Origin of the sequence: Acinetobacter sp. 102 (assembly GCF_037028485.1) — a bacterium.
Classification (GTDB): domain Bacteria; phylum Pseudomonadota; class Gammaproteobacteria; order Pseudomonadales; family Moraxellaceae; genus Acinetobacter; species Acinetobacter higginsii.
In genome coordinates this window covers 25,268-49,274 of the sequence record NZ_JAZEZK010000014.1, presented here as the reverse complement: position 1 = coordinate 49,274, position 24,007 = coordinate 25,268, and the positions used below count along the sequence as shown (strand labels likewise).

Annotated in this window: 23 protein-coding genes; 20 read left to right on the top strand and 3 right to left on the bottom strand. The window is 36.6% G+C overall.

Annotation, left to right across the window (positions count from 1 at the left end; translation table 11 throughout):
• Positions 1-42 precede the first annotated feature (42 nt).
• The 19 genes from WA352_RS14545 (at position 43) to WA352_RS14455 (ending at position 18,492) form a co-directional block, all read left to right on the top strand.
• On the top strand, positions 43-744 hold the full coding sequence (locus WA352_RS14545) for a hypothetical protein (protein ID WP_005319878.1): 702 nt from the start codon (positions 43-45) through the stop codon (positions 742-744).
• A gap of 134 nt (positions 745-878) precedes the next feature.
• The gene (locus tag WA352_RS14540; RefSeq protein ID WP_005319875.1) at positions 879-1,118 is read left to right on the top strand and encodes a DUF6868 family protein; all 240 of its coding nucleotides are present in this window, start codon (positions 879-881) and stop codon (positions 1,116-1,118) included.
• Between the two features lie 117 nt (positions 1,119-1,235).
• On the top strand, positions 1,236-1,940 hold the full coding sequence (locus tag WA352_RS14535) for a DUF1003 domain-containing protein (RefSeq protein ID WP_004801847.1): 705 nt from the start codon (positions 1,236-1,238) through the stop codon (positions 1,938-1,940).
• 141 nt (positions 1,941-2,081) lie between these two features.
• Positions 2,082-2,969, top strand: a complete 888-nt coding sequence (locus WA352_RS14530; protein WP_005319872.1) for a DMT family transporter — start codon at positions 2,082-2,084, stop codon at positions 2,967-2,969.
• Positions 2,970-3,539: 570 nt separating this feature from the next.
• Positions 3,540-3,992 carry a hypothetical protein gene (locus WA352_RS14525; RefSeq protein ID WP_005200864.1) on the top strand — a complete coding sequence of 151 codons (453 nt, stop codon included), beginning with the start codon at positions 3,540-3,542 and terminating at the stop codon, positions 3,990-3,992.
• A 96-nt stretch (positions 3,993-4,088) separates the two neighbouring features.
• On the top strand, positions 4,089-4,754 hold the full coding sequence (locus WA352_RS14520; RefSeq protein ID WP_005319869.1) for a pseudouridine synthase: 666 nt from the start codon (positions 4,089-4,091) through the stop codon (positions 4,752-4,754).
• Positions 4,755-4,778: 24 nt separating this feature from the next.
• A complete protein-coding gene (locus WA352_RS14515; protein WP_005319866.1) occupies positions 4,779-5,252 on the top strand; it encodes a GNAT family N-acetyltransferase in 474 nt (157 codons plus the stop codon).
• 136 nt (positions 5,253-5,388) lie between these two features.
• Positions 5,389-5,754: a ribonuclease E inhibitor RraB gene (locus WA352_RS14510; protein ID WP_004801857.1), complete on the top strand. Its 366-nt coding sequence runs from the start codon at positions 5,389-5,391 to the stop codon at positions 5,752-5,754.
• A gap of 301 nt (positions 5,755-6,055) precedes the next feature.
• The gene (locus WA352_RS14505) at positions 6,056-6,877 is read left to right on the top strand and encodes an ABC transporter permease (protein WP_005319861.1); all 822 of its coding nucleotides are present in this window, start codon (positions 6,056-6,058) and stop codon (positions 6,875-6,877) included.
• The gene (locus WA352_RS14500) at positions 6,874-7,545 is read left to right on the top strand and encodes an ABC transporter ATP-binding protein (protein ID WP_005319858.1); all 672 of its coding nucleotides are present in this window, start codon (positions 6,874-6,876) and stop codon (positions 7,543-7,545) included. Before WA352_RS14505 ends, WA352_RS14500 begins: the two co-directional genes overlap by 4 nt.
• The gene (locus WA352_RS14495; RefSeq protein ID WP_005319855.1) at positions 7,526-8,626 is read left to right on the top strand and encodes a hypothetical protein; all 1,101 of its coding nucleotides are present in this window, start codon (positions 7,526-7,528) and stop codon (positions 8,624-8,626) included. Before WA352_RS14500 ends, WA352_RS14495 begins: the two co-directional genes overlap by 20 nt.
• 5 nt (positions 8,627-8,631) lie before the next feature.
• A complete protein-coding gene (locus WA352_RS14490; RefSeq protein ID WP_005319853.1) occupies positions 8,632-10,308 on the top strand; it encodes a polysaccharide biosynthesis/export family protein in 1,677 nt (558 codons plus the stop codon).
• 135 nt (positions 10,309-10,443) lie between these two features.
• Positions 10,444-11,565 (top strand): non-hydrolyzing UDP-N-acetylglucosamine 2-epimerase, encoded by a 1,122-nt coding sequence (wecB, locus tag WA352_RS14485; protein ID WP_081401678.1) that lies wholly within the window; start codon positions 10,444-10,446, stop codon positions 11,563-11,565.
• Positions 11,566-11,620: 55 nt separating this feature from the next.
• Positions 11,621-12,850 (top strand): UDP-N-acetyl-D-mannosamine dehydrogenase, encoded by a 1,230-nt coding sequence (gene wecC, locus WA352_RS14480; protein ID WP_005319847.1) that lies wholly within the window; start codon positions 11,621-11,623, stop codon positions 12,848-12,850.
• 12 nt (positions 12,851-12,862) lie between these two features.
• Complete coding sequence (locus tag WA352_RS14475; protein WP_005319843.1) at positions 12,863-13,513, top strand: hypothetical protein; 651 nt, start codon at positions 12,863-12,865, stop codon at positions 13,511-13,513.
• Between the two features lie 2 nt (positions 13,514-13,515).
• On the top strand, positions 13,516-15,696 hold the full coding sequence (locus WA352_RS14470) for a glycosyltransferase (RefSeq protein WP_005319840.1): 2,181 nt from the start codon (positions 13,516-13,518) through the stop codon (positions 15,694-15,696).
• A 3-nt stretch (positions 15,697-15,699) separates the two neighbouring features.
• A complete protein-coding gene (locus WA352_RS14465; RefSeq protein ID WP_005319838.1) occupies positions 15,700-16,638 on the top strand; it encodes an SDR family NAD(P)-dependent oxidoreductase in 939 nt (312 codons plus the stop codon).
• A 10-nt stretch (positions 16,639-16,648) separates the two neighbouring features.
• Entirely contained in the window at positions 16,649-17,605 is a 957-nt protein-coding gene (locus WA352_RS14460) for an alpha/beta hydrolase (protein ID WP_005319835.1), read from the top strand.
• A gap of 86 nt (positions 17,606-17,691) precedes the next feature.
• Positions 17,692-18,492 carry a heparin lyase I family protein gene (locus tag WA352_RS14455; protein ID WP_005319832.1) on the top strand — a complete coding sequence of 267 codons (801 nt, stop codon included), beginning with the start codon at positions 17,692-17,694 and terminating at the stop codon, positions 18,490-18,492.
• Between the two features lie 61 nt (positions 18,493-18,553).
• Here the strand turns inward: WA352_RS14455 and WA352_RS14450 are convergent, their stop codons facing one another.
• The 3 genes from WA352_RS14450 to WA352_RS14440 form a co-directional block, all read right to left on the bottom strand.
• The gene (locus tag WA352_RS14450) at positions 18,554-19,729 is read right to left on the bottom strand and encodes an SGNH/GDSL hydrolase family protein (protein WP_005319829.1); all 1,176 of its coding nucleotides are present in this window, start codon (positions 19,727-19,729) and stop codon (positions 18,554-18,556) included.
• A gap of 104 nt (positions 19,730-19,833) precedes the next feature.
• On the bottom strand, positions 19,834-20,838 hold the full coding sequence (locus WA352_RS14445) for a galactosyltransferase-related protein (RefSeq protein WP_005319826.1): 1,005 nt from the start codon (positions 20,836-20,838) through the stop codon (positions 19,834-19,836).
• A complete protein-coding gene (locus tag WA352_RS14440) occupies positions 20,831-21,841 on the bottom strand; it encodes a CgeB family protein (protein WP_005319823.1) in 1,011 nt (336 codons plus the stop codon). Before WA352_RS14440 ends, WA352_RS14445 begins: the two co-directional genes overlap by 8 nt.
• Before the next feature lie 93 nt (positions 21,842-21,934).
• On the opposite strand from WA352_RS14440, the gene WA352_RS14435 reads away from it, so the two are divergent.
• A complete protein-coding gene (locus WA352_RS14435; RefSeq protein WP_442892274.1) occupies positions 21,935-24,007 on the top strand; it encodes a capsular polysaccharide biosynthesis protein in 2,073 nt (690 codons plus the stop codon).

Here is a 24,007-nt window from a genome sequence, read left to right as displayed (position 1 = left end):
ATGCAATAATTCTGATAACAACCCGAATGATGAAATAAACAGATGATAAAGACTCGACTCATTGCCGCATTATTAGCATTCTCAAGCCTATCTGCACTGCCGCAAGTCAGCTTTGCCCAAGAGCAACCATCAGCGGAAGAACTGAAACTGCGTAAAGATAAAGTCACCTATCAAGCCTATATCCCTGCAAAATATCAACTCTTTAAAGCCATTGAAGGCGATCTGAATAAAGATGGCTTGAAGGATGTGGTGCTGATAGTCAAAGCCACCGATCCCAAAGCCTTGGTTGAACATGAATATTATGGACATTTAGACCGCAACCGCCGTGGTGCGATTGTATTACTCAATGAAAAAGGCAAATACAAAGCTGTTGTGAGTAACCTCAGCTGTTTTAGCTCGGAAAATGAAGATGGTGGTGTCTATTTCCCGCCTGAGTTATGGATGGAAATCAAAAATAACCTACTCAGGATTTATTATTCACATGGACGTTATGGTTACTGGAGTTACTTATTTCGCTTGGAAGGCAATGATCTACGCCTGATTGGTTATGATGATTCAAGCAATCATGGACCGCTTATTCAAAGTGAAACCAGTATTAATTTTTTAACAGGCAAAAAAGTTGTTCGTGACAATTTAAGCCAAGACCCTGAAGAAAATCCAAGGTTTAAAGAAACATGGAGCAAAATCAATCAGGCGCCCATCTATCTATCCAAAGTGAAAGACTTTGATGATTTAAGTTTTTAAAGACTGGCGATTATTTGGATGATTGTTGCCACCTGTTGGATTCGTACAAAGCACCGAGCGTTGAGGGAAGTATTTTAAGTTTTGCATCATAAAAGGCGCTTAAAATAATAACGATAAAATGGAGGGAAACAGTCATGAATACTTTCCAACTCACACAATTTTTTCTTTACATGACGATCTTGAATTATATCGTCTTAATCATTTGGTTCTTGGCCTTTATCTTTGCAAAAGATTCAATCAAGCGACTGCATGGGCGCTGGTTTAGTCTCTCCGAGCAACAGTTTGATACGATTCATTATGGTGGCATGGCGATCTATAAAATCGGTATCTTATTATTCGGTCTCGCGCCTTATCTTGCTTTAAAGCTGCTCTAAAATATGAGCTTTTCGGCTTAAGCTTACAAAAGCATCATGGGCAACTCGATGCCGCAGGATAAAATTTAATAACAATAACCAGATAAATGAATAAATCTCAGAAAGAGAGGGTAGGACATGAATGGGAAAACAGAGTGTCAAAACTGTATTGTTTGTAAAAAAAGCTTTTCTATTAAAAGTTTGATCCCACTTGGAACGCTGCGTCGGGTCATTACAGAAGAAATTGAGCAGGATTTTCCAGAATGGGGGCCACAGGATTATATTTGTCTACCCGATTTAACCAAGTATCGAATGCAATATGTACATTCACTGTTAAATTCAGAGCAAGGTGAGGTTTCAAATCTAGAGAATGATGTGTTACAGAGTATGCAACATCATGATTTAATTAATAAGAATATAGAAAGTAAATTTGATCAAGATTGGACCTTGGGCGAACGGCTGGCAGATAAAATCGCATCATTTGGTGGCAGTTGGACATTCCTGATTTGTTTTGCCGCTTTTCTGGCGATTTGGATTTTGGTCAATACCGTGGTTATGGTGAAACATCCTGCGGACCCTTATCCCTTTATTCTATTGAATCTGATTTTATCTTGTTTGGCTGCAGTACAAGCCCCGATTATTATGATGAGCCAAAACCGTCAGGAAGCTAAAGACCGTTTACGCTCAGAAAATGACTATAAGGTGAATCTCAAAGCAGAGCTGGAAATCCATAACTTACATGAGAAAATGGATCATTTGCTGATGCATCAATGGGATAGATTGGCAAAAATTCAGGAAATACAGCTCGACCTACTGACTGAAATGAGCAAGAAGAAACAATAGATGATGGATTGAATGAACACAGGCTAGTGTTGCAATTGCTTGTGAAAAATATGCAGTAGAACTTAAGATTTGAAGATGACCATCGAAAAAATAAGCAGAACAGCGTAAATTAGCGGCATTTATAATATTGCGTTCAAGCTTATGATGATCACTTGGATTCTGTTCACCCTCATGGCTGCATTCATGCAGGCTTGGCGCAATGCATTTCAAAAACAACTCAGTACGAGCGTGGATGTTTATGGCACCACACTGGCTCGCTTTATCTTTTCACCGATCTTTGCCTTTAGCTATTTAGCCTTTCTCTATTGGCATCAACCTGTCACAGCCCCTGTGCATTTTTCCGATAAATTCTGGTTGTATATCATGATTGCAGGTATTAGCCAGATCTATGCCACTGCTTTGATGGTCAAACTGTTTCAGCAAAAGAACTATGCCATTGGGGTGGGACTTGCCAAAAGTGAAGCCATCTTGGCGGCCTTGGTCGGTGTGCTGTTCTTACAGGAACATCTCAGTACATGGGGCTGGGTTGGGGTCGTGATTGGAGGACTTGCAGTATTCTTACTCAGTAAAGGCAAGCAACAGTCTGATCTGTCTTTCAAAACCTTGATGATTGGACTCGGGAGTGGCCTGTGTTTTGCCATCACTTCTTTGTTGGTGCGTGAAGCCAGTTTAGAACTGAGCATGTTGCCATTTTTGCATCGTGCTGCATGGGTGCTGTGTAGTCTGATCAGCTTTCAATGTATCGTACTGTTGATCTATCTCGGATTTTTTAGCCGACCGACCCTGTATAAGATGTGGCAACGGGTTGGCTTAACCTTAAGAGTGAGTATTTGTAGCTTTTTGGCGTCCGTTGGTTGGTTTAGTGCCATGAGTATGCAAACCGTGGCAATTGTCAAAACACTGGGTCAGGTCGAAATTCTATTTAGTCTATTAATCTCAGCCTTCTTTTTTAAGGAAAAACTCGCCAAAACTGATCATTTAGGCCTGTGGCTGGTGATTGTGGCAGCGATTATGGTGATTTGGGCTTAGATGAGAAGCTATATTTGAAAAAATACACATGTAAATTTGAATTTATCGGAATATAAATCGTAGTTTTTTATTGGATGTGGGAAATATTTTAACTTTTAGAATAGAGTATGCAAAATTATTTCATTGATTGCTAAAAATAGCAGTTTTTAGGAAAACAATCCCACCGTGATCTGCCTAAACTATGTCTCAAGGGTGTGAAAGGGATCGAAAAGAGTAGCATGCACCGACGCTTATAAAGCAAGTGTGTACGAACCCAAAAGGTCTCGATTCGGCTTAGGACGCTATAGATCAAAAGTTTATAGGCAAAGGTTATGGCTTACAAAGTCATAGGTGTTGAAGTAAACAACCTCTGTTTTCCCTTGATACCCTAAAAAATTTAATTGAAGAGAACATTAATAATTCGATCAAAATAATAAAAACTAGATCAATAAAACTAAAACTGAGTGTGAAACTAATCCTGTAATCTGAATATTGTGAATATAAGTCGATATTTTTATATTAAAAAACAAAATGATATAATAATTTTTATATTAATAAATCAAAAAATCACAGCTATAGGTCAGCACTATAATGAACGAGTTCGAGCTTAAAATCCGCTATCCACATCAAATGAATCACAATGACATCGATCATGTCGGTCGCTTTGATTTGGCAACGATTTTAACCAAGTTTGACGAGATGACTTGGCGTCAGCAACTGGTTCGTCAATTACAACTCAATGGTGCTGATACCAGTTTTATTGTCAGCGATCATCGGACAGAACAGACCATTTCCATTACCCTTGATGCCTATGCCAAGTCACAGCAGCTTGAATTCAAACTGGACAGTGATATTCCCGTCATTATTCCTAAAAAAGATTTGTTTGGCTTGGTCACGCGTAAAAGCAAAGACAGCATTTCGTTTAAACAATTGAGCTTGGCGCGTGTCAAAGATTATCTGATTGCTTTTTTAAATCGGGACATTGCCACATTAGAAGAGATCTATAAACAAGGCTTGGGCAAGGGGCTGAAAACACCGTCTTGATCGTAACAGTGATGAGGAAAATCAGCGGTTGCGAAAGCTGTTGGTGCAACTATAATCACTCCCCATCCTGTACCTGATTCAATTTGTTCTGTTGCCATGGCTCTAAACGACAATTTTATTTATACACCGCCACAAGATCCTTTAGAGATCGTCTATGAAGATGATGATTTACTGGTGATCAATAAGCCTGCTGGGCTATTGTCGGTCATGGGGCGGTTACCTGAACATCAGGACAGTGCCTATTTACGGGTTTTGGAAAAATACCCTGCTGCCAAAGTCACGCATCGTCTGGATATGGCAACTTCGGGCTTACTCATGTTTGCCAAACACCGTGATGCAGAAGTGGCAATCAGTAAAATGTTTCAGGCGCGTACCGTCAAAAAATACTATGTGGCTTTGGTACAGGGACAGATTCAAAGCGAGGGCAGTGTGGAAGTACCGCTCATTACTGATTGGGAAAACCGTCCGCGTCAGATGGTGCATTTTGAATTGGGTAAGTCTGCCAAAACCTTATTTCAATGCATGGCATATGATGCTGAAACTGATCAAAGCCGTGTCCGTTTAGAGCCGGTCACGGGTCGTTCACACCAACTGCGTGTACATATGATGCACATTGGTCATCCGATTATGGGCGATAAACTTTATCATCCTGAACCTGCCAAGTTCCATTTACAACGGATGGCGCTGCATGCGGCTTATCTGGCATTCAAACATCCTTTAAAAATGCATGCAGTCGAAATCCATTCTGAGCTAAAGTTCTAAACACTACAATAAATAGGCAAGCGCATGTATTCGATTCAATATACTGAATGGGCAGCACTTTCAGAGATACAGCAAAGTCAATTAAAGGCACTTTTATTAGAGGCCGATCCAAGTTGGCAGCAGGTCTTAACCTATTTATTGCAGTCGAATCTGTTCGTCATGTTGAATGATCAGGCACAAATCATTGCGCAACTTTGTTTACTCAGAACGGCTGATCAAGCTGAAATTAAAAATCTAGCCGTAGATTCACGCTATCAAAAACAGGGGCTTGCTAAAGCTTTGATTCAATTTGCCATTGAAAATACAAGAGATCAAAATATCCAAACATTATGGGTCAAAACGGGCAACTCCAGTTTAGATCAACTGGCGCTTTATCAAAAATGTGGATTTCGTCTGTCGCATATTGAGCGAGATGTTTTTAGAGACTATCCAGAACCCATCTTTGAAAATGGTATAGCTTGCCTTGATCAGATCGTACTGAGCATCGTATTACGTTGAGACACGGGAGTCTCAGGACGTTTACTTTGATCGTTTTTTGACTACAATATTGCTATTAATCCGTCTAAAAAATGACATAAAAATCGGTTAATCTATAGCCAAATATCAAGTCCAAAACACAACAAAGGATATTTATATGACTCGCGACTATGACCAATTCCCAGACAATGATAATGGCAACGTGCTATGGCAGATGGTTGAAGATGGTAATGAACTCAACGAGCCACATGAAGTCGAATTTTCGATTGTTTTTGAAAAACAAGAACAGGTTGAAAAATGTGCCTTGCATCTTTTACACCAAGAACAAAAAATTTCACTTTTTCAGGAAGAAGTACATTCAGATGGTTCAGATCTTTGGGTGCTGAACATTCATGTCAACATGATTTTGGAATATGAAGATATTGAAGACTTGGAAGAATGGATGACCAAGATCGCCAAAGAGTTCAATGGCGAGTATGATGGTTGGGGTTGTATGAGCTATATTTACGACGAAGACGAGTAACTTAATTATGTGAATTGTTATTGAAATAACAATTCACTACACTATTTTTGCCCACCTTGCACATTGGGGTGGTTGACTTTCGATTTATAACTTTTTGAAAGATAGGTATTTTAGTTATCTCTGTGATCTACTAATCTCTTCTGCTTTAATCCGTGCCGTAATTTGACATTTTTTTAATAGAAGAACTTTCTCGTATTCATAAATTATGGAACATTTTGAAACTTTAACTTTTCGAAAAAATAATTTAAGCTTCGCTGGAAAATAAGGCTAGTGCAAAGAATAAGCACTTACAGGGGGTCGGATGGATGAGCAAACATCCAGTTTAAAAGGATTACCACGGTTAAAACCCCGTGGCGGACTGCAAGTCATGTATGCGGCAGTTCGTGCACTTTTTTTACGCGAGTTGCAAACCCGTTTTGGTCAGTTTCGCCTTGGTTATTTATGGATTCTACTTGAACCCGCACTACATATTGGTGTTTTACTCCTTCTATTTGGTCGAATTAGCCATACCATACCAGGGATGGAGTTTGAGGTTTTTCTAGTCAATGGGATTATCCCATTTTTCTTATTTAGAACCACCGTTATACAATCATTAAGTGCAGTACAAGCCAATAAAGGGCTATTTAGTTATAAGCCCGTAAAGCCCATTGACACACTGATTGCACGATGTTTTCTTGAGTTGTTTTTATATTTTGTAGCGTACTTATTTTTTAGCGCTATTTTATTGTGGTTTGGTTTTACTATAAGTTTTGAGGCAATTCCAACACTATTGGGTTATTGGGTATTGTTAAGTTTATTCAGTTTTGGTCTAGGATTGATTTTTATGGTTGTTGGTGATATTTCCCAAGAGCTGAATAAATTTATTCCAATGCTATTTTTCATTCTGTATTTCCTATCAGCAGTAATCTATACCATTCATTTAGTTCCTGTTGAGTATCAAGAATATTTGCTATGGAATCCAATTATTCATCTCTTGGAGTTGATGCGCCATACAGTTGCACCGAATTATCCGTTGGTTCAAGGTATTTCTTTAACCTATGTATTGGAATGGATTATCGGTTCTTTATTTCTGGGTTTACTGCTCTATAAGCGTTTTGAACAGCGTATGGTAAAAACAAAATGATTGAGCTACGCAATCTAACAAAATCCTATGTGACACCGAAGGGGCGTCATTATGTATTTAAAGATTTAAATGTCACTTTACCTGAAAACAAAAGTGTAGCGATCTTAGGCAAAAATGGCGCGGGTAAAAGTACCCTGCTTAGAATTATTGGTGGTATCGATTTCGCTGACAGTGGCAAAGTCGTGACCAATAAGACTATTTCTTGGCCTGTGGCATTATCGGGTGGCTTTCAAGGCAGTTTAACCGCACGTCAAAATGTTCGTTTTGTCGCTCGACTTTATCTAAGCAATGAAGATGAAGTGAACCAGATTATTGATTTTGTTGAATCCTTTGCCGAAATTGGTAAATACTTTGATATGCCGATTAAAAGCTATTCATCTGGTATGCGTTCAAGAATTGGTTTTGGGATGAGTATGGCGTTTAATTTTGATTATTATCTACTTGATGAAGCTGGAGCGGTAGGTGATGCCAATTTTAGAAAGAAGAGCCAAGCTCTGTTGGATGAGTTAAAACAGAAATCCAATATTATTATGGTCTCGCACGATCTCAATGATTTAACCCGCAATTGCGATGTGGCTTTTTTAATGCGGAACGGGCAAGCAGAATTTTTTGAAAATATTGCAGAGGCAATAGAGGTTTATAAAGCGTATGCGGTCAATAACAAATAAAGGTTTAGTGATTAGCTATATTGCAATTGTGATGTTGCCACTATTGCTCATCATTATATATCTCTGTTTTTTTGCTCAAGAGCGCTTCGTATCTCAATCGACGCTGTTAGTTAAACAGGTGGGTGAGGTATCAAACGTATCAGCCACGAATGGGTTGAGTACTTTGCTTGGTGTTAGTAATACCAGTAATGAGGATGCACATATCTTAACAGCTTATATTTCTTCGAGAAATATGGTTGAAAGCTTAGATAAGAAAATCAACTTGCGTAAAGCCTTTATTGCTAAAAATGATCCAGTTTTCGGTTTAGACTCTGATGCTTCAGTTGAAGATTTAGTCAAGTATTTTAATCAACGAGTGCAAGTCTCTTTGGATGAGAAAACCATGATGATGACCATCGCATCACAAGGTTTTAGTTCAGAATTTGCTTTGCGTCTTAACCAGGAAATTCTAAAAAATAGTGAAAGTTTTATTAATGATCTTTCGCAGCAGATTGCTGAAGAGCAACTTAAGTTTGCTGAAAAACAGTTAAATGAGGCGAAAGAACAATTAGATGCTTCGCGTGATACTTTGCTGGATTATCAAAATAAAAATCAGATGTTTGACCCACAGGCGCAAGCTCAAGCAGTTGCAACAGTGGTTGCCAGCCTAGAGTCGAATTTGGCGCAGTTACGTACTGAAGAACGAACATCATTAAGTTATTTAAATGAAACCGCACCTCAGGTGGTAGCAATCCGTAGTCAGATTGAATCGGTACAGAAGCAAATCACCGATGAGAAAGCCAAACTCACCTCACCAAATACCAGTAAGCTGAATAAAAGTGTAGCGGATTTTGAGGCCTTAAAAGCCAATGTCGACTTTGCAACGGATCTCTATAAGCTTTCATTGGCATCGCTTGAAAAAGCCCGTTTGGAAGCGTCTCGCAAACTGAAAAAATTAGTTGTTATATCTACCCCAGAGTTAGCACAAGACGCACTTTATCCACGTACGCTTTATCTGATTGCAACCTATTTTTTAGTTTTAAATATTTTATTTGGTATCACGATGTTGATTTACTCGATTATCCGTGAGCATAAGGAGTAAACACAATGAAAAAAATATTATTGACCAGTATGCTTGCATTGTCTTCTTTTTATAGTTTTGCGGCAGATACACAGTCTCTTTTACCACAAGATTTAGCAAGTAATGTTTTACAAACAAATAATGATGTGGTCGATAATACGATTTTACCAAGTCAATCGGTGGTTGGGCTTTCTCCAAGTAGCGCACAAAAATACCCAACAGCAACCAAAATGTTTGGTGAACAGCTATTTAAAGGTGCTTTTGCCAGTACTGCAGGTTCGACCTTTAATGATAGCTATGTGCTGAACCCTGGCGATAATATTAATTTACGCCTCTGGGGTGCTTACCAGTTTGCGGGTACTTTAACTGTGGACCCGCAAGGCAATATTTTTATTCCCAATGTCGGACCTGTCAAAGTCGCGGGTACCACCAATGGTCGACTACAGTCTTTGATTGAAGGCTATGTTCGTAAAACCTATGTCGCTAATGTAGGGGTCTATGCAGCCTTGGTTCAGTCGCAACCCGTGAAAGTCATGGTTACGGGCTTCGTGAATCAACCGGGTGCTTATGGTGGTGTCGCCAATGACAGTGTACTGGCATATCTGGACCGTGCCGGTGGAGTTGACGCACAACGTGGTAGCTATGTCGATATCCGCATTATGCGTAATGGGCAGCTCAAGCAATACGTCAATCTCTATGACTTTTTAATTGCAGGCAAACTACAGCCTTATAGCTTCCGTGATGGCGATGTGATTGTGGTAGCGCCGCGTAGCCATACCTTCTCGGTGTCAGGTGAAGTATTTAATGCCTATGACTTTGAATTTAACGTTCCTGAAGTCACAGTTGCTCAGGCATTATCAGTAGCAAAACTGAAACCAGGCGCGACCAATGTCAGTATTATGCGCCGTCAGGGTACAGAGTATCGCAGTGAATACTATCCACTCTCTGCTGCCAATAATGTGGTGATTGAAGATGGGGATATTTTAACTGTTACGGCTGATCGTTTTGCAGGCACTATTCAGGTACGGATTGAAGGGGCACATAATGGCGCCCATGCGGTGGTACTACCTTATGGTTCTAAACTGTCAGAAGTGATGAAGCAGATTCAGCCGAATACCCTATCAGAGGTGGATGCCTTACAGCTTTTCCGTCCATCGGTTGCTAAGCGACAAAAGGAAATGTTAAACGTTTCTTTAGATAAACTTGAAGAAGCAACACTTTCTGTACGCTCAACCACGCAGGAAGAGGCTAATCTACGCGTAAAAGATGCCGAGTTGGTCAAACAGTTTATTGCCAAAGCACGTACGATTCAGCCTAAAGGCCAAGTGGTCTTGAATCCTAAAGATTTTGATGACGTGATTTTGGAAAATGGCGATATTTTAAATATTCCAGAAAAAACCTCAGTGGTTATGATCCACGGTGAAGTGACTTTCCCGAATGGGGTGGTATGGCAACCGAATATGACTGCGGCATCGTATATTGATCAGGTCGGTGGTTTTACCCAGAAATCGAATAAATCAAAATTGGTGGTGATTCATCAAAATGGTGAGTCTGAACTGGTGAGTAAGCGTTATAAGATTCAACAGGGGGATGAAATTTTAGTCCTTCCTAAAGTACAGACCAAAGTTGTGGAATTAACGCGTGGGATTACTCAAGTATTGTTCCAAATTGCGGTTGCAGCCAAGGTGGCATTGGATTTATAGGGATAATTTGATTGTTGCATGTATAGACATAATTCTCTGATGCATAAATGAGTCAGGGTTAAAACAAACATGTTGATAGAATATGGTGTTGAAACAATAATTTTCTAATAAATTATTGAATAATTTGGTGAAAGTATGAAAGTGTTAGTTGTGTTTGGAACAAGACCTGAGGCGATTAAAATGGCGCCTTTGGTAAAACTATTAAGTGCAGATCCATTTTTTGAAACAAAAGTCTGTATCACAGCTCAGCATCGACAAATGCTGGATTCCGTTTTATCTGTATTTGATATCCAACCTGACTATGATCTTAATATCATGAAAGCAGGCCAAAGCTTAACTGAACTGAATGCCAGAATGATGTTGGCGTTGGAAGAAGTCTTGGTGGATTGTAAACCAGACTTAGTCTTGGTACATGGTGATACCTCTACTACACTCAGCACAGCAATGGCAGCTTTCTATCAAAAGATTGATGTGGGTCATGTTGAAGCAGGCTTGCGTACTTATGATATTTACTCGCCATGGCCAGAAGAAGCCAATCGTCAATTGACTAGTGTGATTGCGAAATGGCATTTCTGTCCAACAGAGACCTCTGCCAACCATTTACTCCAAGAACATATCGACAAAAGCAAAATCTGTATTACCGGTAATACCGTAATTGATGCGCTCTTTTATGTGAAAGATCAGCTTAATAATAATGAAGCGTTACAGCAGGAAATGCGTGCGCATTTTCATATGCTGGATCTCGATAAAAAACGAGTTTTGATTACTGGCCACCGTCGTGAAAACTTTGGTGAGGGTTTTGAGAATATCTGTAAAGCGATTAAGGCACTTGCGGAAAGCTATCCAGAGGTCGAATTTGTATACCCTGTACATATGAACCCGAATGTGATGCAACCTGTTTATCAATATCTTGATGGTGTTGAAAATATTAAATTGATTGAACCGCAAGAATATGTCCAGTTTATTTGGTTAATGCAACATAGCCATATCATTTTAACTGACTCTGGTGGTATCCAAGAAGAAGCACCATCTTTGGGTATTCCTGTTTTGGTGATGCGTGATACCACAGAGCGCCAAGAGGCTGTGGAAGCTGGCACGGTAAAACTGGTGGGCACTTCAAAAGAATTAATTATTCAGCAGACCTCTGCGTTATTAGATGACCAAGAACTGCATCAGCAAATGAGTCTTGCGCATAATCCTTATGGCGATGGACTATCATGTAAAAGAATTATTGAGCATTTAAAGCAATTTGCTTAATCGCAAATCGTTAATGAATAGTAGAAGCATATTTTAAATATTGTAGAGAATCTCCATGTCAGAGTTAAAAATTTCAGTTAGTGGTTTGGGTTATATTGGTTTGCCAACAGCAACCATGTTTGCAAATGCTGGGGCACAAGTGATTGGGCTTGATGTTAATCAATATGCGATTGATACCATCAATGAAGGTAAGATTCATATTGTGGAGCCTGGTTTAGAAGAAATCGTAAAAAAAGTAGTGTCTTCTGGTCATTTACGAGCTTCTCTTCAAGCAGAAAAAGCAGATGCATTCTTGATTGCGGTACCGACACCATTTAAAGGTGAAGATTACACACCAGACCTTTCGTATATCGAAGCTGCAGTAAATACCATTGCACCTGTATTAGAGCAAGGCAATATCATCATTTTAGAGTCAACTTCGCCAGTCGGAGCGACAGAACAGATGGTCGAGTGGTTATCTGTCCTACGTCCTGATTTGAAATTTGCAAAGCATGAAACAGATACTGAAGTGGATGTACATATTGCGTACTGTCCTGAACGTGTCCTGCCTGGTCATGTGATTCGTGAATTGGTTGAAAACAACCGTACCATTGGTGGTGTGACAGCAGCATGTACCCAAAAAGCAAAAGATGTTTATCGTATCTTTGTTAAAGGTGAGTTGTTAGAGACCAATGCACGTACTGCAGAAATGACTAAGCTGACAGAAAATGCTTTCCGTGATGTCAATATTGCTTTTGCCAATGAGCTTTCTTTAATCTGTGACAGTCTCGATATTGATGTATGGGAGTTAATTAAACTGGCCAACCATCATCCACGAGTCAATATCTTAAGACCAGGTGCGGGTGTCGGTGGACACTGTATCGCTGTAGATCCATGGTTTATTGTCAACAAAACGCCTGAGTTGGCAAAAATGGTGCGTTCAGCGCGTGAAGTGAATGATTACAAACCAAAATGGGTTATTCAGCAAATTGAAAATGAGATTGAAAAACTCGGCGCTTTAGGACGTAAACCAAAAGTGGCTTTATTAGGTCTAGCTTTTAAACCTGATATTGACGATTTACGTGAAAGCCCAGCGGTCGAAATTGCGAAAGAATTTGGTTTGAAGCATGACGTAGAGCTATTTTTGGTTGAACCGAATATTCATAAATTACCAGCTGAAATCACAAATGGTCGTTTAGTTGACTTAGATGAAGCTTTAGAGCAAGCAGATGTGCGTGCAGTTTTAGTGAAGCATACCGAGTTTATTCAGCTGCCAGCTGATTCTGTGATGAGCTTCGTGGGATAATTAGGTAAAATAATGAAAGAACTAAAATCGGTCAATGAAATTGAAAACTATATTCATGATTTAGAGAAAAAGGTTTTTCAATTACAGAATACTCATGCTTTCCGTGTTGGAATGGCGATTATGAAATTCTATGATAGACCTAATTCTATAAAAATTTTAGAGTTGAATAAGTTTATAAAAGAACTTCTAGCTGCGACAAAAAAAGCTAATGTGAAAAATACCTTGCTTAATGAAAGTAGAGTAATACTCAAACAGGAAGTAGCAATTAATCATTCCCCAGTTAGAGTAAATAATGAAGAACCAAGTCCTCAGTTTTATTTTTTACCAATTTTAAAAGATAGAAAGCAGGTCTTAACGTTTAGTAATGAGCTAGCAAAACAAAATGGTTGGACATTGCTTACTCCTAATAATTTTAGAGAGTTATTACTCTATGGTAATTTTGATGAGATAGAGTTAAATCTATCTCACATAATTGATAATCCATTGTGGAGCTACTTTGGAACTTATGATGATATTCCTAAAACAAATCAATTTTTAGACTTATTGTTGAAAAATAATAGAATTAATAAGGTGCTAGTTCATAAAAATGATTTGGCTCTGTTTCCTATTATTTTAGATAGATTGTCTTTGTTTAATAATGTGTTGTTTGATGAGAGTGTTTAAGAATGATTGTAAATAAGAAAAATGTTGCTATATTTGGTGATATATCAACAAATGGTATAGATGGCTCATCTATCTGGTTACAATCAATATCATCAATTTTTCCTAAAGATAAATTCAATGTCTATTTGATTTTAAGAGATAAAATTAATTCTCGTATTCTGTTGGATGAAATCCCTCATGTAAATATTATTGATCTTTTTAATAATCCTTATATAAATAAGGGTAATGAGAATCCATGTTCTAGTTATGAACTGTTTACTATTTTAAATGGATTAGACAAAAAAATTCATTTAGATCATATTATATTGAGAGCACCACGATATTTAAAGGAATTAGTAAGTAAGGCTGAAAATCCATCTTATAAGAAAATCTTATCCAAAGTTGATACATATTTTGCTAAGTTAAATATTTATGAAGATGATTACGAGCAAGATATCATAAAAAAAGCACTGCCTTATATTTCTCGAGTGATATTGCAAACTGAAGAAATGCGGTCATACTTCGATTACAAATATCCAGATTTTATAGGAAAGGTTATTGTTTTAAATCCAATTGTTCCAGATTTTAAAAAGTCAATGGTGAAAACAATACAGAAGAAAATTAAAAATCCTATATTAATATATGCGGGAAAATTAGATAAACAGTATTATGTAGAAGATTTTTTAGATTTACTATTGATTGATGGATTTAATAAATATCAACTTATGTATGTTGGTTCTAAGATCAATTCATCAAAACTTGATAAAAGTTTTGTAGGAAGAATTAAGGATAAGTTATTAAATTCAGAAACTTGCTCAAATTTTACTTGGATCAAACAATTAGATCGTAAAGGTACTATTCAAAAAGTATCTCAAGCTTCATTTATGCTTTCTTTAAGACAAGATGTTTATGATACAAGTAATGAGATTTCAACCAAGCTTTTAGAAGCAATGTCCGTTGGTACATTACCTTTATTAAAGAAAACTGCTGCAAATATTAGACTAGTTGGAAATGATTATCCAGGGTTTGTTAATACAATAGAAGAAATTCCTACTGTAGTTGATAGTTTTGTAAACTACCCTAAACTTTATGTTTATTGGTCGAAAAAATTGCAGGAAGTTGCTAAAGAGTATAGTTTTTCTAATACTTATAAAGTGCGATTGGCTCCTTTTTACGAGCAGGAAAAATTAATCGTTAGACCTATTTTGAAAGAAAAACAGAAAGTATTGATTGCATCTCATGATAATAAGTTCTTTACTAGAATCATCGATGAAATACTAAAAGATAATAACCTAGAAGTTAGATTTGATAATTGGAATACTACACTTCGTCATGATGCAAAAAAATCAAAAGAGTTATTGGAATGGGCTGATATTATTTTATGTGAATGGGCTGTAGGAGCAGCTGTTTATTATAGCCAAAATAAATTATCTCATCAGAAGTTATTAGTTCGCTTACATCGTTTTGAAATCACGACTAGTCAACCAGATTTAATAAAATTTGATAATGTAGACAAAATGATAGTTGTAAGTGATTATATAAAAGATCACTGCATAAAAAATTATGGATGGTTAGAAGAAAAAATATCTACTATTCCTCAATATGCAGATATAGATTTGTTTGACAGACCGAAAGCAAAATCATATCAATATACTTTAGGTTTATTGGGTATGGTTCCAACTTTAAAAAGATTGGATCGTGCTTTAGATACTTTAGAATATTTACGTAATTTAGATTCTAGATATACACTGCGTATAAAGTCTAAACAACCATGGGATATTCCTTTCGTATGGGTTAAAGAAGATGAGAAAAAATATTTCATAGAACAATATCAACGAATTGAGAATAGCCCTATTTTAAAAGGTGGAGTTATTTTTGATGATTATGGAGCTGATGTTGCAGCTTGGTTCCGAAAAATTGGTTGGATGCTTTCGACTAGTGATATTGAAGGTTGCCATACTGCTGTTGCAGAAGGAATGGCATCAGGTGCCAAACCAGTAATTTTTGATTGGCCCGGTGCAGAAGATGTTTATAGAGAAGCACCTATTTTTAATGATGTAAAATTGGCAGCTGAATATATATTTAATAATGATGTTTTTTCTGAAGCTGAAATTAATAAAGTAAAAAAATATGCAAAAGATAATTTTGATTTAAATATTACAATTAAAGCATATTTAGACTTTATATATGCGAGCGTGAGGTAAAATATGGAAAAGATCTATTTAGTTACTGGTGCTGCTGGCTTTATTGGCTCTCATATTTGTGAAGAGTTGTTAAAAGAACCTTCAAATATTGTAATTGGTGTTGATAACTTTTATTCAGGAAAGCAATCTAATATCGATTTATTGAAAGATATATCAAGTAAATTTATCTTCTATAAAACTGATATTTGTAATCATGAAGAGATATGTCAAATCTTTAAGAAGCATGATGTCCAATATGTTTTTCATGAAGCAGCTATAGCATCTGTCCAAACATCAATAGAAAACCCATTGCTCACGAATGAGGTTAATATTAAAGGTTCTCTAAGTATTCTTGAAGCTTCAAGAAAAAATGCTGTAAAGCGTTTCTTGTTTGCAAGTAGTGCGGCTATTTACGGGGATGAACCAGCATTACCTAAAGATGAAAAATCTATTACTAGACCTATCTCACCTTATGGTCTAGAGAAGTTTGTCACAGAACAATATATGAAGCTTTATGCTTCACAATATGGATTAGAATGTATTGCATTAAGATATTTTAATGTTTATGGACCTCGGCAAGATCCCCATAGTGAGTATAGTGGAGTAATTTCTATATTTGATAATCGTATTAGACAAAAACTTCCAATAACGATTTATGGTGATGGTGAACAATACCGTGATTTCATCTATGTTAAAGATGTAGCTAAAGCTAATATAAAATTGATGGATTATAATCTAAATGACAATAACTTCTTAGTGGTTTGTACTGGGTCTGGTAAGAGTACTACTATTAACCGATTAGTAGAGGTCATAAAAAATAGATATGATTCAAATGATATTCAACCTAGTTACAAAGAATCGCGCATGGGAGATATAAAGAAATCTGTTTCAAATAATAATCTCTTAAGTTCTATTATTGGGGAAGATTTTCAAGAAATTGAGAATTGTATTAAGCTTCTTTAAGGGTAGAAAAATGAGTTTTGAGTTTGAGAAAGTTACATTTACAGAGCCGAACTTTACAGTACACGTAAAGAAAAATTTTGGCTCAGATTTTGCATTTTATATCTTATCTGGAAATAAAAGGATTGCTGCAAAATCCTATACTAAGAAAACTTATTCCGAATTAGAGGTAAAACTTGAAAAGAATAAAGTTTATTGTTTAAAGTTATTCAATAGGCCTGAATGTGAAAATACTGTTTTAGAAAGTGATAAAGTAATCATTAAAAGATTTTTTTATTTAGACAAGTATGGGCGTGTATTTGTTGTTAATGAAGAAGTTTTACATGAAGAGGAAAGATTAAAGATCACAGAATTTAATCAAGAGTCAAACATAACATTTGTAACATTTAATTCTGCGCAAACAGATAAAACGACTTCTCCTTTTGGAGCTGAATTTATTTTGTCTAATGGTTGGAATCTAATTGCATTACACAAGCATGATAAAAACCAGTATCAGGATTTAAGCTTAGAACTATTTGAAAAAGTAATTAAAGATAAAACTATTGGGAAAAAAGTTTTTGTATATGGGACCAGTTTAGGAGGATATTGTGCCTGCTATTTCGGTGGTATTTTAGATGCAACTATCATTGCTGGCGCTCCAATGTTACCAGTTCATCCGATTATGAGCCATCCAGATTATCAGGATGTCGAATATAAACATGTTCCGATCAGTAATGTACCTAAAACATCAAAACCAGTTTTTATTATTTATGATCCATTAGAATCTGGAGATATAAGGTTTATGAAAGAAACGATATTAACGGCCTATCCATTACCATATTTCATACCAGTTAAAGGTGGTTCCCATCTTGTTATGCAGACTTTGTTAATTAATGGTTTATTAAAAGCTACAGTTTTGGATTTAATGAATTATAACTATATAGATGTCATAAATCGAATAATGAATCATAAAGAGTGGGTTAAAATTTAATCTTTCTTTAAGATATGATGTATATTTTTATAGAACAGTCTAAAGAATTTGTTAAATATACCCTATGGTCTTAGGAAGTAAAGTATATGATTTTTAAAAGATTTGTTCTATTTCTAATCGCATGTCAATTTTCACAAGCATATGCTTTAGAGATATTAAATGCAGATGGTTGCTCGGAAAAAATTGGTAATGGAGGAAATTATATCTCTGAAAGTAATGGGCGGCTTTCAGGAAAGTGTCAAGGTAATGCTATTGCTCCAAAATTAGACGGAGATGCTGTCGTTTTTGCAGTGCCAGCTGAAAAACCCCTAGTTGGAAAATTCAGTAATACAAGAAAAGCTATGATGAACTCTGCGTCGGTTGCTGATAATAAACAAGTCAATGATAGGGTTGAATTAACATTTGCAAATCCTAAGATTAAGTTTGGAAAAGCTTATGAGATTAATTTTAAGCTAAAAGTTTTTCCAGATTCGGATATAACGAATGAGTCTTTTTATTTATTACAAATATGGCAAGCTCCTCAATATTCACCAATTTTTGGATTGAGAATGAAAAGAGGGAGTAGTGACCATGCTGCATTTATGATCAGGAATCCTCAAAATAGTATTGCTGGAAAGAATTTAGTGAATGTTAAACTTAGTCCGCAATGGAAAAAGTTTAAAGTAAATTTTCAGATTAGTTCGGATATGCAAGGGAAAATTATAATTTTTGAAAATAATAAGGAAGTTTTGAATTGGACAGGAGCTATGGGTTATCCAGAAAATAGTAACGCTGAGCCTAATTTTAGGTTAAAGTTTGGTGTATATAAATATCAGGAACCATCAAAAAATTTCCGTATTGCTTATAAGGATATAAACTTTAAGGAAATAACTAGTTCATTTGATTGATTTATTACCATTAATGAAATATTTAATAACTTAATTTCATCAATGGTAATTGCTATGCTAATTATTTAAGTACTGATAAAAAAGCATTATGGACATAAATTCCTCTTCCATCCCACTTTCTAATTCCAACTTTAATTTCTTTACAATCTGATGGGATTTCAATATTAAAAACTTTTTCTACCCTTTTACTGGGTTGTCCAGAGAAATATTTGTAATATCCAATATCTGGATTTTCTGATTTAATCAATGAAACTTTTGTTTTAATATTAAAGTAATCAATTGCATATAATGCAGGTGTTTTGGTATTCTCTAAATGTTCAAAGTCTATAACTAGTTTGATTTTTGTTTGGCTATTTATGTTGGAAATAGTTTCACTCCATATGGTATTTTTCTCCAACATGCCAGAACAATTGAATTTAAGAATCTCTAAATTTTTTTTACTATTTTGAATAAGTTGGTCTTTCAAAAAATTAAAAAGCTTTTGTGCAAAAAAGACAGACCCTTCGGGTAAGAAATGCAATTTATCATAAAAGAAATGTGAATTGATTTGAAATTCTTCTTCTAGATCTAAGAATGGTATTTTATTGATATTGCAGTATTCTCGTGCAATATTGTTTATAGTTTTCAGGTGAGGGGCATCAGTTGTATAACAAATTGAAGTAAAAAGTAACTTTAAATTCAGTTGATTACAGATTGCTTTTATAAGACCTAAATTTCTTTTATAAATCTCTATATTTATTTCATTATTTCTTTTAACTTTTCTTTCTGTGGCTGGTAAAATTGTAGCATGATATATATGTGGTGAAAAATAATCTTCTTCGTAAAGTAAAGGACCTTCATCATTTGATGGAAGAGCTATTATTACAGTAGAATTTGTTTTATTAATTAATTTATTTATTAATAAATTAATAATATTCAAAGTTTGAGAGCCTGAAGTTCCTAAGTTTTTTATTTCATAGTCATATCCATTTTTTAGCAAAATTTCTTCTAATGCTGTATGTACTTTTTTACTATTTCGGATATACATGCATTCTATAGATGAATCTCCAATCATAAAGATTTTATTATTTGATTCATTTCCAAAAATAGTTGGTTGATTGCCTTCATTATCTGTTGTTATTTCATAGACTTCATTTTTATTAAGACGGGGGCAGTTTTCTAAATATTCTAGAGTCGGTGCATATATTTTATTGATATTAGTACCTAGTTCTTTAAGTCGAATATTACGTTTTTGCATTAGTTCCCGTTTAATATGCTTGCTTAATTTGTTAATTTTATCATAATTTTCATATTTCAAAATAGTGTTGTAAAACTTTAAACAAACTTTATCAATTCATATAATTATTTTCTCAATTTATGCCCTTGAATCTCCGCCCAAAGTGCTGAGTATTCAGGGCGATTGAGAGAATGCTGTGCTAATAACTGAAAGAATGCTTTCAACAGATACGGTGGGGCTGTATCAGTGACTTTCGCTTCTGCATTTATCTGTTGTTTGAGTTTCATTTCAAAGCGTTGCTGGTTGGCTTGCCGCTGTTGGTGATAGAGACTCTTTTTATCTTTTTCATGATGGGTATGTAAAAAGTATTGTTTTTTAAGCAATTGTTCTAGTTGGCTCACTGCCAAAATGGCTCGAAAACCTGTAGCCATCATCGGTGCGAGATAGGTTTCATCAAGTAATAAGGCTGGTTGATAGTCGATTAAGCCTTTATGCTGAAACAAGCGCAGCATAAAATCAAAATCTTCATAGCCATGTCCTATAAACTGTTCATCAAAACCATGAATTGCGTGTACAGACTTCAAGTCGGTAATGATGATGGACGATGGGAAGGCGAGATGTAAAATCAGGTCTCGCCTAAAGTCATAATATGCGTGTCTAAACGCTGCTAATGTCAGGCGGTTGACCTGCTTGCTGCCTTTTTTACTCAAATACAAACATGGGTACATACACAACTGTGCAGGATGCTGTTGTACCTCGGTAAATGCGTTATGGATTTGCTGAAGATTGATATGAATATCGATATCAAGAAACATGACATAGCGTGTTTGTACCTGCGCCAATGCAATATTTCTTAGACGTGAAAGATGGCCGCTAGCACTGTGGTCAATCACCAGAATAATTTGTGGGCAGCCTGCAATGATCTTTTGGAGTTGTTGTACTTGGCGTTCTGGCTGTGCATTACAGCCTAAAATAAAACTAATGGACTGGTCTTGTGCGATTGCGACCAGACGTTTGATTCGTTGCAAAATATCATGGCTACGATAGCTTAAGTCGATCGGAATGACGATTGATAAATCAACCGCACCATAATCTGGTCTTTTCTTTTTCGAGAAAAAAAATTTAAGCATATAAGTAGGGGTGATCGATTTGGCAACTGTTGAGGATGTCTTTTAACCATTGTTTCACCGTATAGTGGGTGAATACATGATCACAAGCATAACGTATTTTTTCGTTTTGTTGCTGACTTAACCCATAGCTGAGTTGGGTAAATAATTCATCTGCCTGTTCCTGTGTTTCAACCACTTCACATAGATCTGGAAATAAATTCTGTAGGGCAAGACTCGGGTTACTAATCACCAGATGACCGCAAGCCATGCCTTCGACCACTCTTCTTGAGAGCATGGTTGGGGAAGTGGTGACTGAGTTGACGTTAATGATTTGTTGAAATTTACGCATAATATGTCCCGTCTCACGATAAGGGACCGAGTGTAAATATTCAGCTTTTAGCGTTGCGGGGAACTTATAGTTTTTGTCTTTTTTGTCATCGTGTCGGTTGATGATGCATAGACCATGCGGTGCTGCAGCTTGAAATAAGATATCTTGCCATTTACGACGTTCTGGGAACATATGATGCATATAGCTGCCCATAAATAAGCTAGAGCGAGAAACTGTTTGGCTGATTGGGGCAGGATAGTGAATTTTGGGCTGAAACGGGAAATTCAAATAATTAATTTTTGCTGTTGGACACAAGCGTTGATAATTCGGGATGGATGCACGGTCAGTGGTAAAAATAAAATCAAATAAACGTGCAGAATCAATAAATTGATCAAAATGATACGGGTCTTCTTTATTCCAGAAAATTGTTGGAATTTGATGTTTTTTAGCCCATTGAATCAATGCTTTGACTTTATCATTATTGCGTCTTGGATGCTCGGGATAGTCTGCGATATGGTATTGCCATTTCCGCTGCTGACCTAACCATGCAGATTCAACTAAGACAAAATCAATCTTCCCTGGGAAAAAATGATAGAACCAGTGTTGGTATGAAATTAAATTTACATTTGCTTCTAAATTAAGCGCGCTAAATGTAAAGTCATCCAAGACAGCTAAAATGTTAATTGATTTTTCCATTAAAAAACTTAATTTGAATTAGTGGCTTAGTTTCAAATATCCCCCACCATAGGGTAGAAAAAATTTTGAAAAGAATATGTGATATAATAGTAAATGAACTGCGCCAACATTGTAAACGTTCATATGTTAGATTACATTCCTTCTGGGATTAAGAAAATATATTTTTTTAAAAACAATGATTTATATAAATCATTGACACAAGAAATCGAAAAACGCACAAACACGAAAAATAATAAAATATTTTGGGGTTGGGGGCGTAAGAACAGTTTTAAAAAAGCACAAGCATTCGCTTTGGAGCAGCATGGCATTGCCATGTGTGCAGAAGATGGCTTTATCCGTTCTTTGGGTCTCGGTAAAGCGGGTTATCAACCACTTTCTGTCGTTTTAGATCAATCGGGTATCTATTTTGATGCGACACAATTCTCGGATTTAGAAAAGATCATCTTGGCGTTATCACTTTCTGAAGATGAGATATTACAAGCGCAAGCACTGATTCAGAAGATTTTGAATGCGGGTATCAGCAAATACAATTTACATTACCAATCACTTAAATTAAGCGAATTTCATAATCAAAAAAATATCCTTGTGGTTGATCAAACCATGGGGGATCAATCGATTCGCTATGCAATGGCATCGGCAGAAAGTTTTAATCGCATGCTGCAACAAGCGCTAACTGATCATCCTGATGCAACTATTTGGGTGAAAATACATCCTGATGTTTTAGCCGGAAAAGCCCAAAGCCACTTTTCACTTGAGCACCTCAACGCACCCAATATCAAGCTACTGACAGAGAATTATAATCCGATCGAATTGTGCCAGCACATGTCGGAAGTCTATGTGGTGAGTTCTCAATTGGGCTTCGAAGCATTATTGTGCGGCAAGCCTGTGAATTGCTTTGGCATACCGTGGTATGCAGGCTGGGGGTTAACACATGATCGTATGCAATTGCCTGAAGCGATTCAAAACCGTAGACATGTCTCGCGGAGTATTGAACAGCTTTTTGCCGCGGCTTATTTACGCTATGCCAAATATGTTTCGCCTGTTTCGCAGCAGGTCTGTGAATTGCAGGAAATTGTAGATACTCTGATTCCTAATATTGAATTTCAAAAACAAATCCCCGCTACAACTGTGGTGGCTTATGGTTTTAGTCGATGGAAGAAGAGCTTTATTAAAGAGTTTCTGGCCTTTCCTCAGGTTGAACTACGCTTTAAACACTGGCGTAAACCAGCTAAAGATCAAGCCATTGTGGCGTGGGGGAAAAAGGCTGCGCTACTCAAGCAACAAGGCTACCAACAGGTATGGACGGTTGAAGATGGTTTTCTTCGCTCGTTGGGACTCGGTGCTAAACTTATTCGGCCTTTTTCATTGGTCTTTGATGATGTCGGAATCTACTACGATGCCACGCGTCCATCACGCTTGGAACAGCTACTGAATCAGGTACAGCTCAGCCCAGAGCAGCAGTGCCGTATTCAGTCGTTGGTACAGCAGATCATTCAAAATAAACTGACTAAATATAACGTTGGTCAGCAGCTTTCATATGGTGTTCAAGCGCTTCAGAATATTGAGAAAAAAATCATTTTAGTGGTGGGGCAGGTCGAGGATGACTTATCGATTCAGCTGGGTGGGATCGATATTAAAACCAATCTGGCTTTGATCGAAGAAGTTCGAAAAAACCACCCTGATGCTTATATTATTTACAAACCTCACCCAGATGTCGAAGAAGGCCTTAGAAAGGGCAAAATTGCATGGGATGAGATGAAGCATCTGGTCGATCGGGTTGAAAAAAACGTATCAATTATCACACTATTCGAATATATTGATGAGCTGCACACAATCACCTCTTTATCTGGATTTGAAGCACTGTTAAGAAACATTAAAGTATACTGTTATGGTATGCCGTTTTATGCAGGTTGGGGAGTTACAGTTGATCGACACACATGTGAGAGAAGACAACGTAAGCTCACAGTGGACGAGTTAGCGTTTAGTGTTTTGGTAGAATATCCTGTTTATAATTTACCGCAGACGCGTATATTACAGATTCCGTTGGTCACACCAGAACATGTGATGCAACAGATATGCAAATTACAGCAAACGGCCGAGAAATCTCCATCAAGCGTTTGGTCATGGATGTTTACACGCTTGCGTGAATTGAAAATAAAGTTTTAG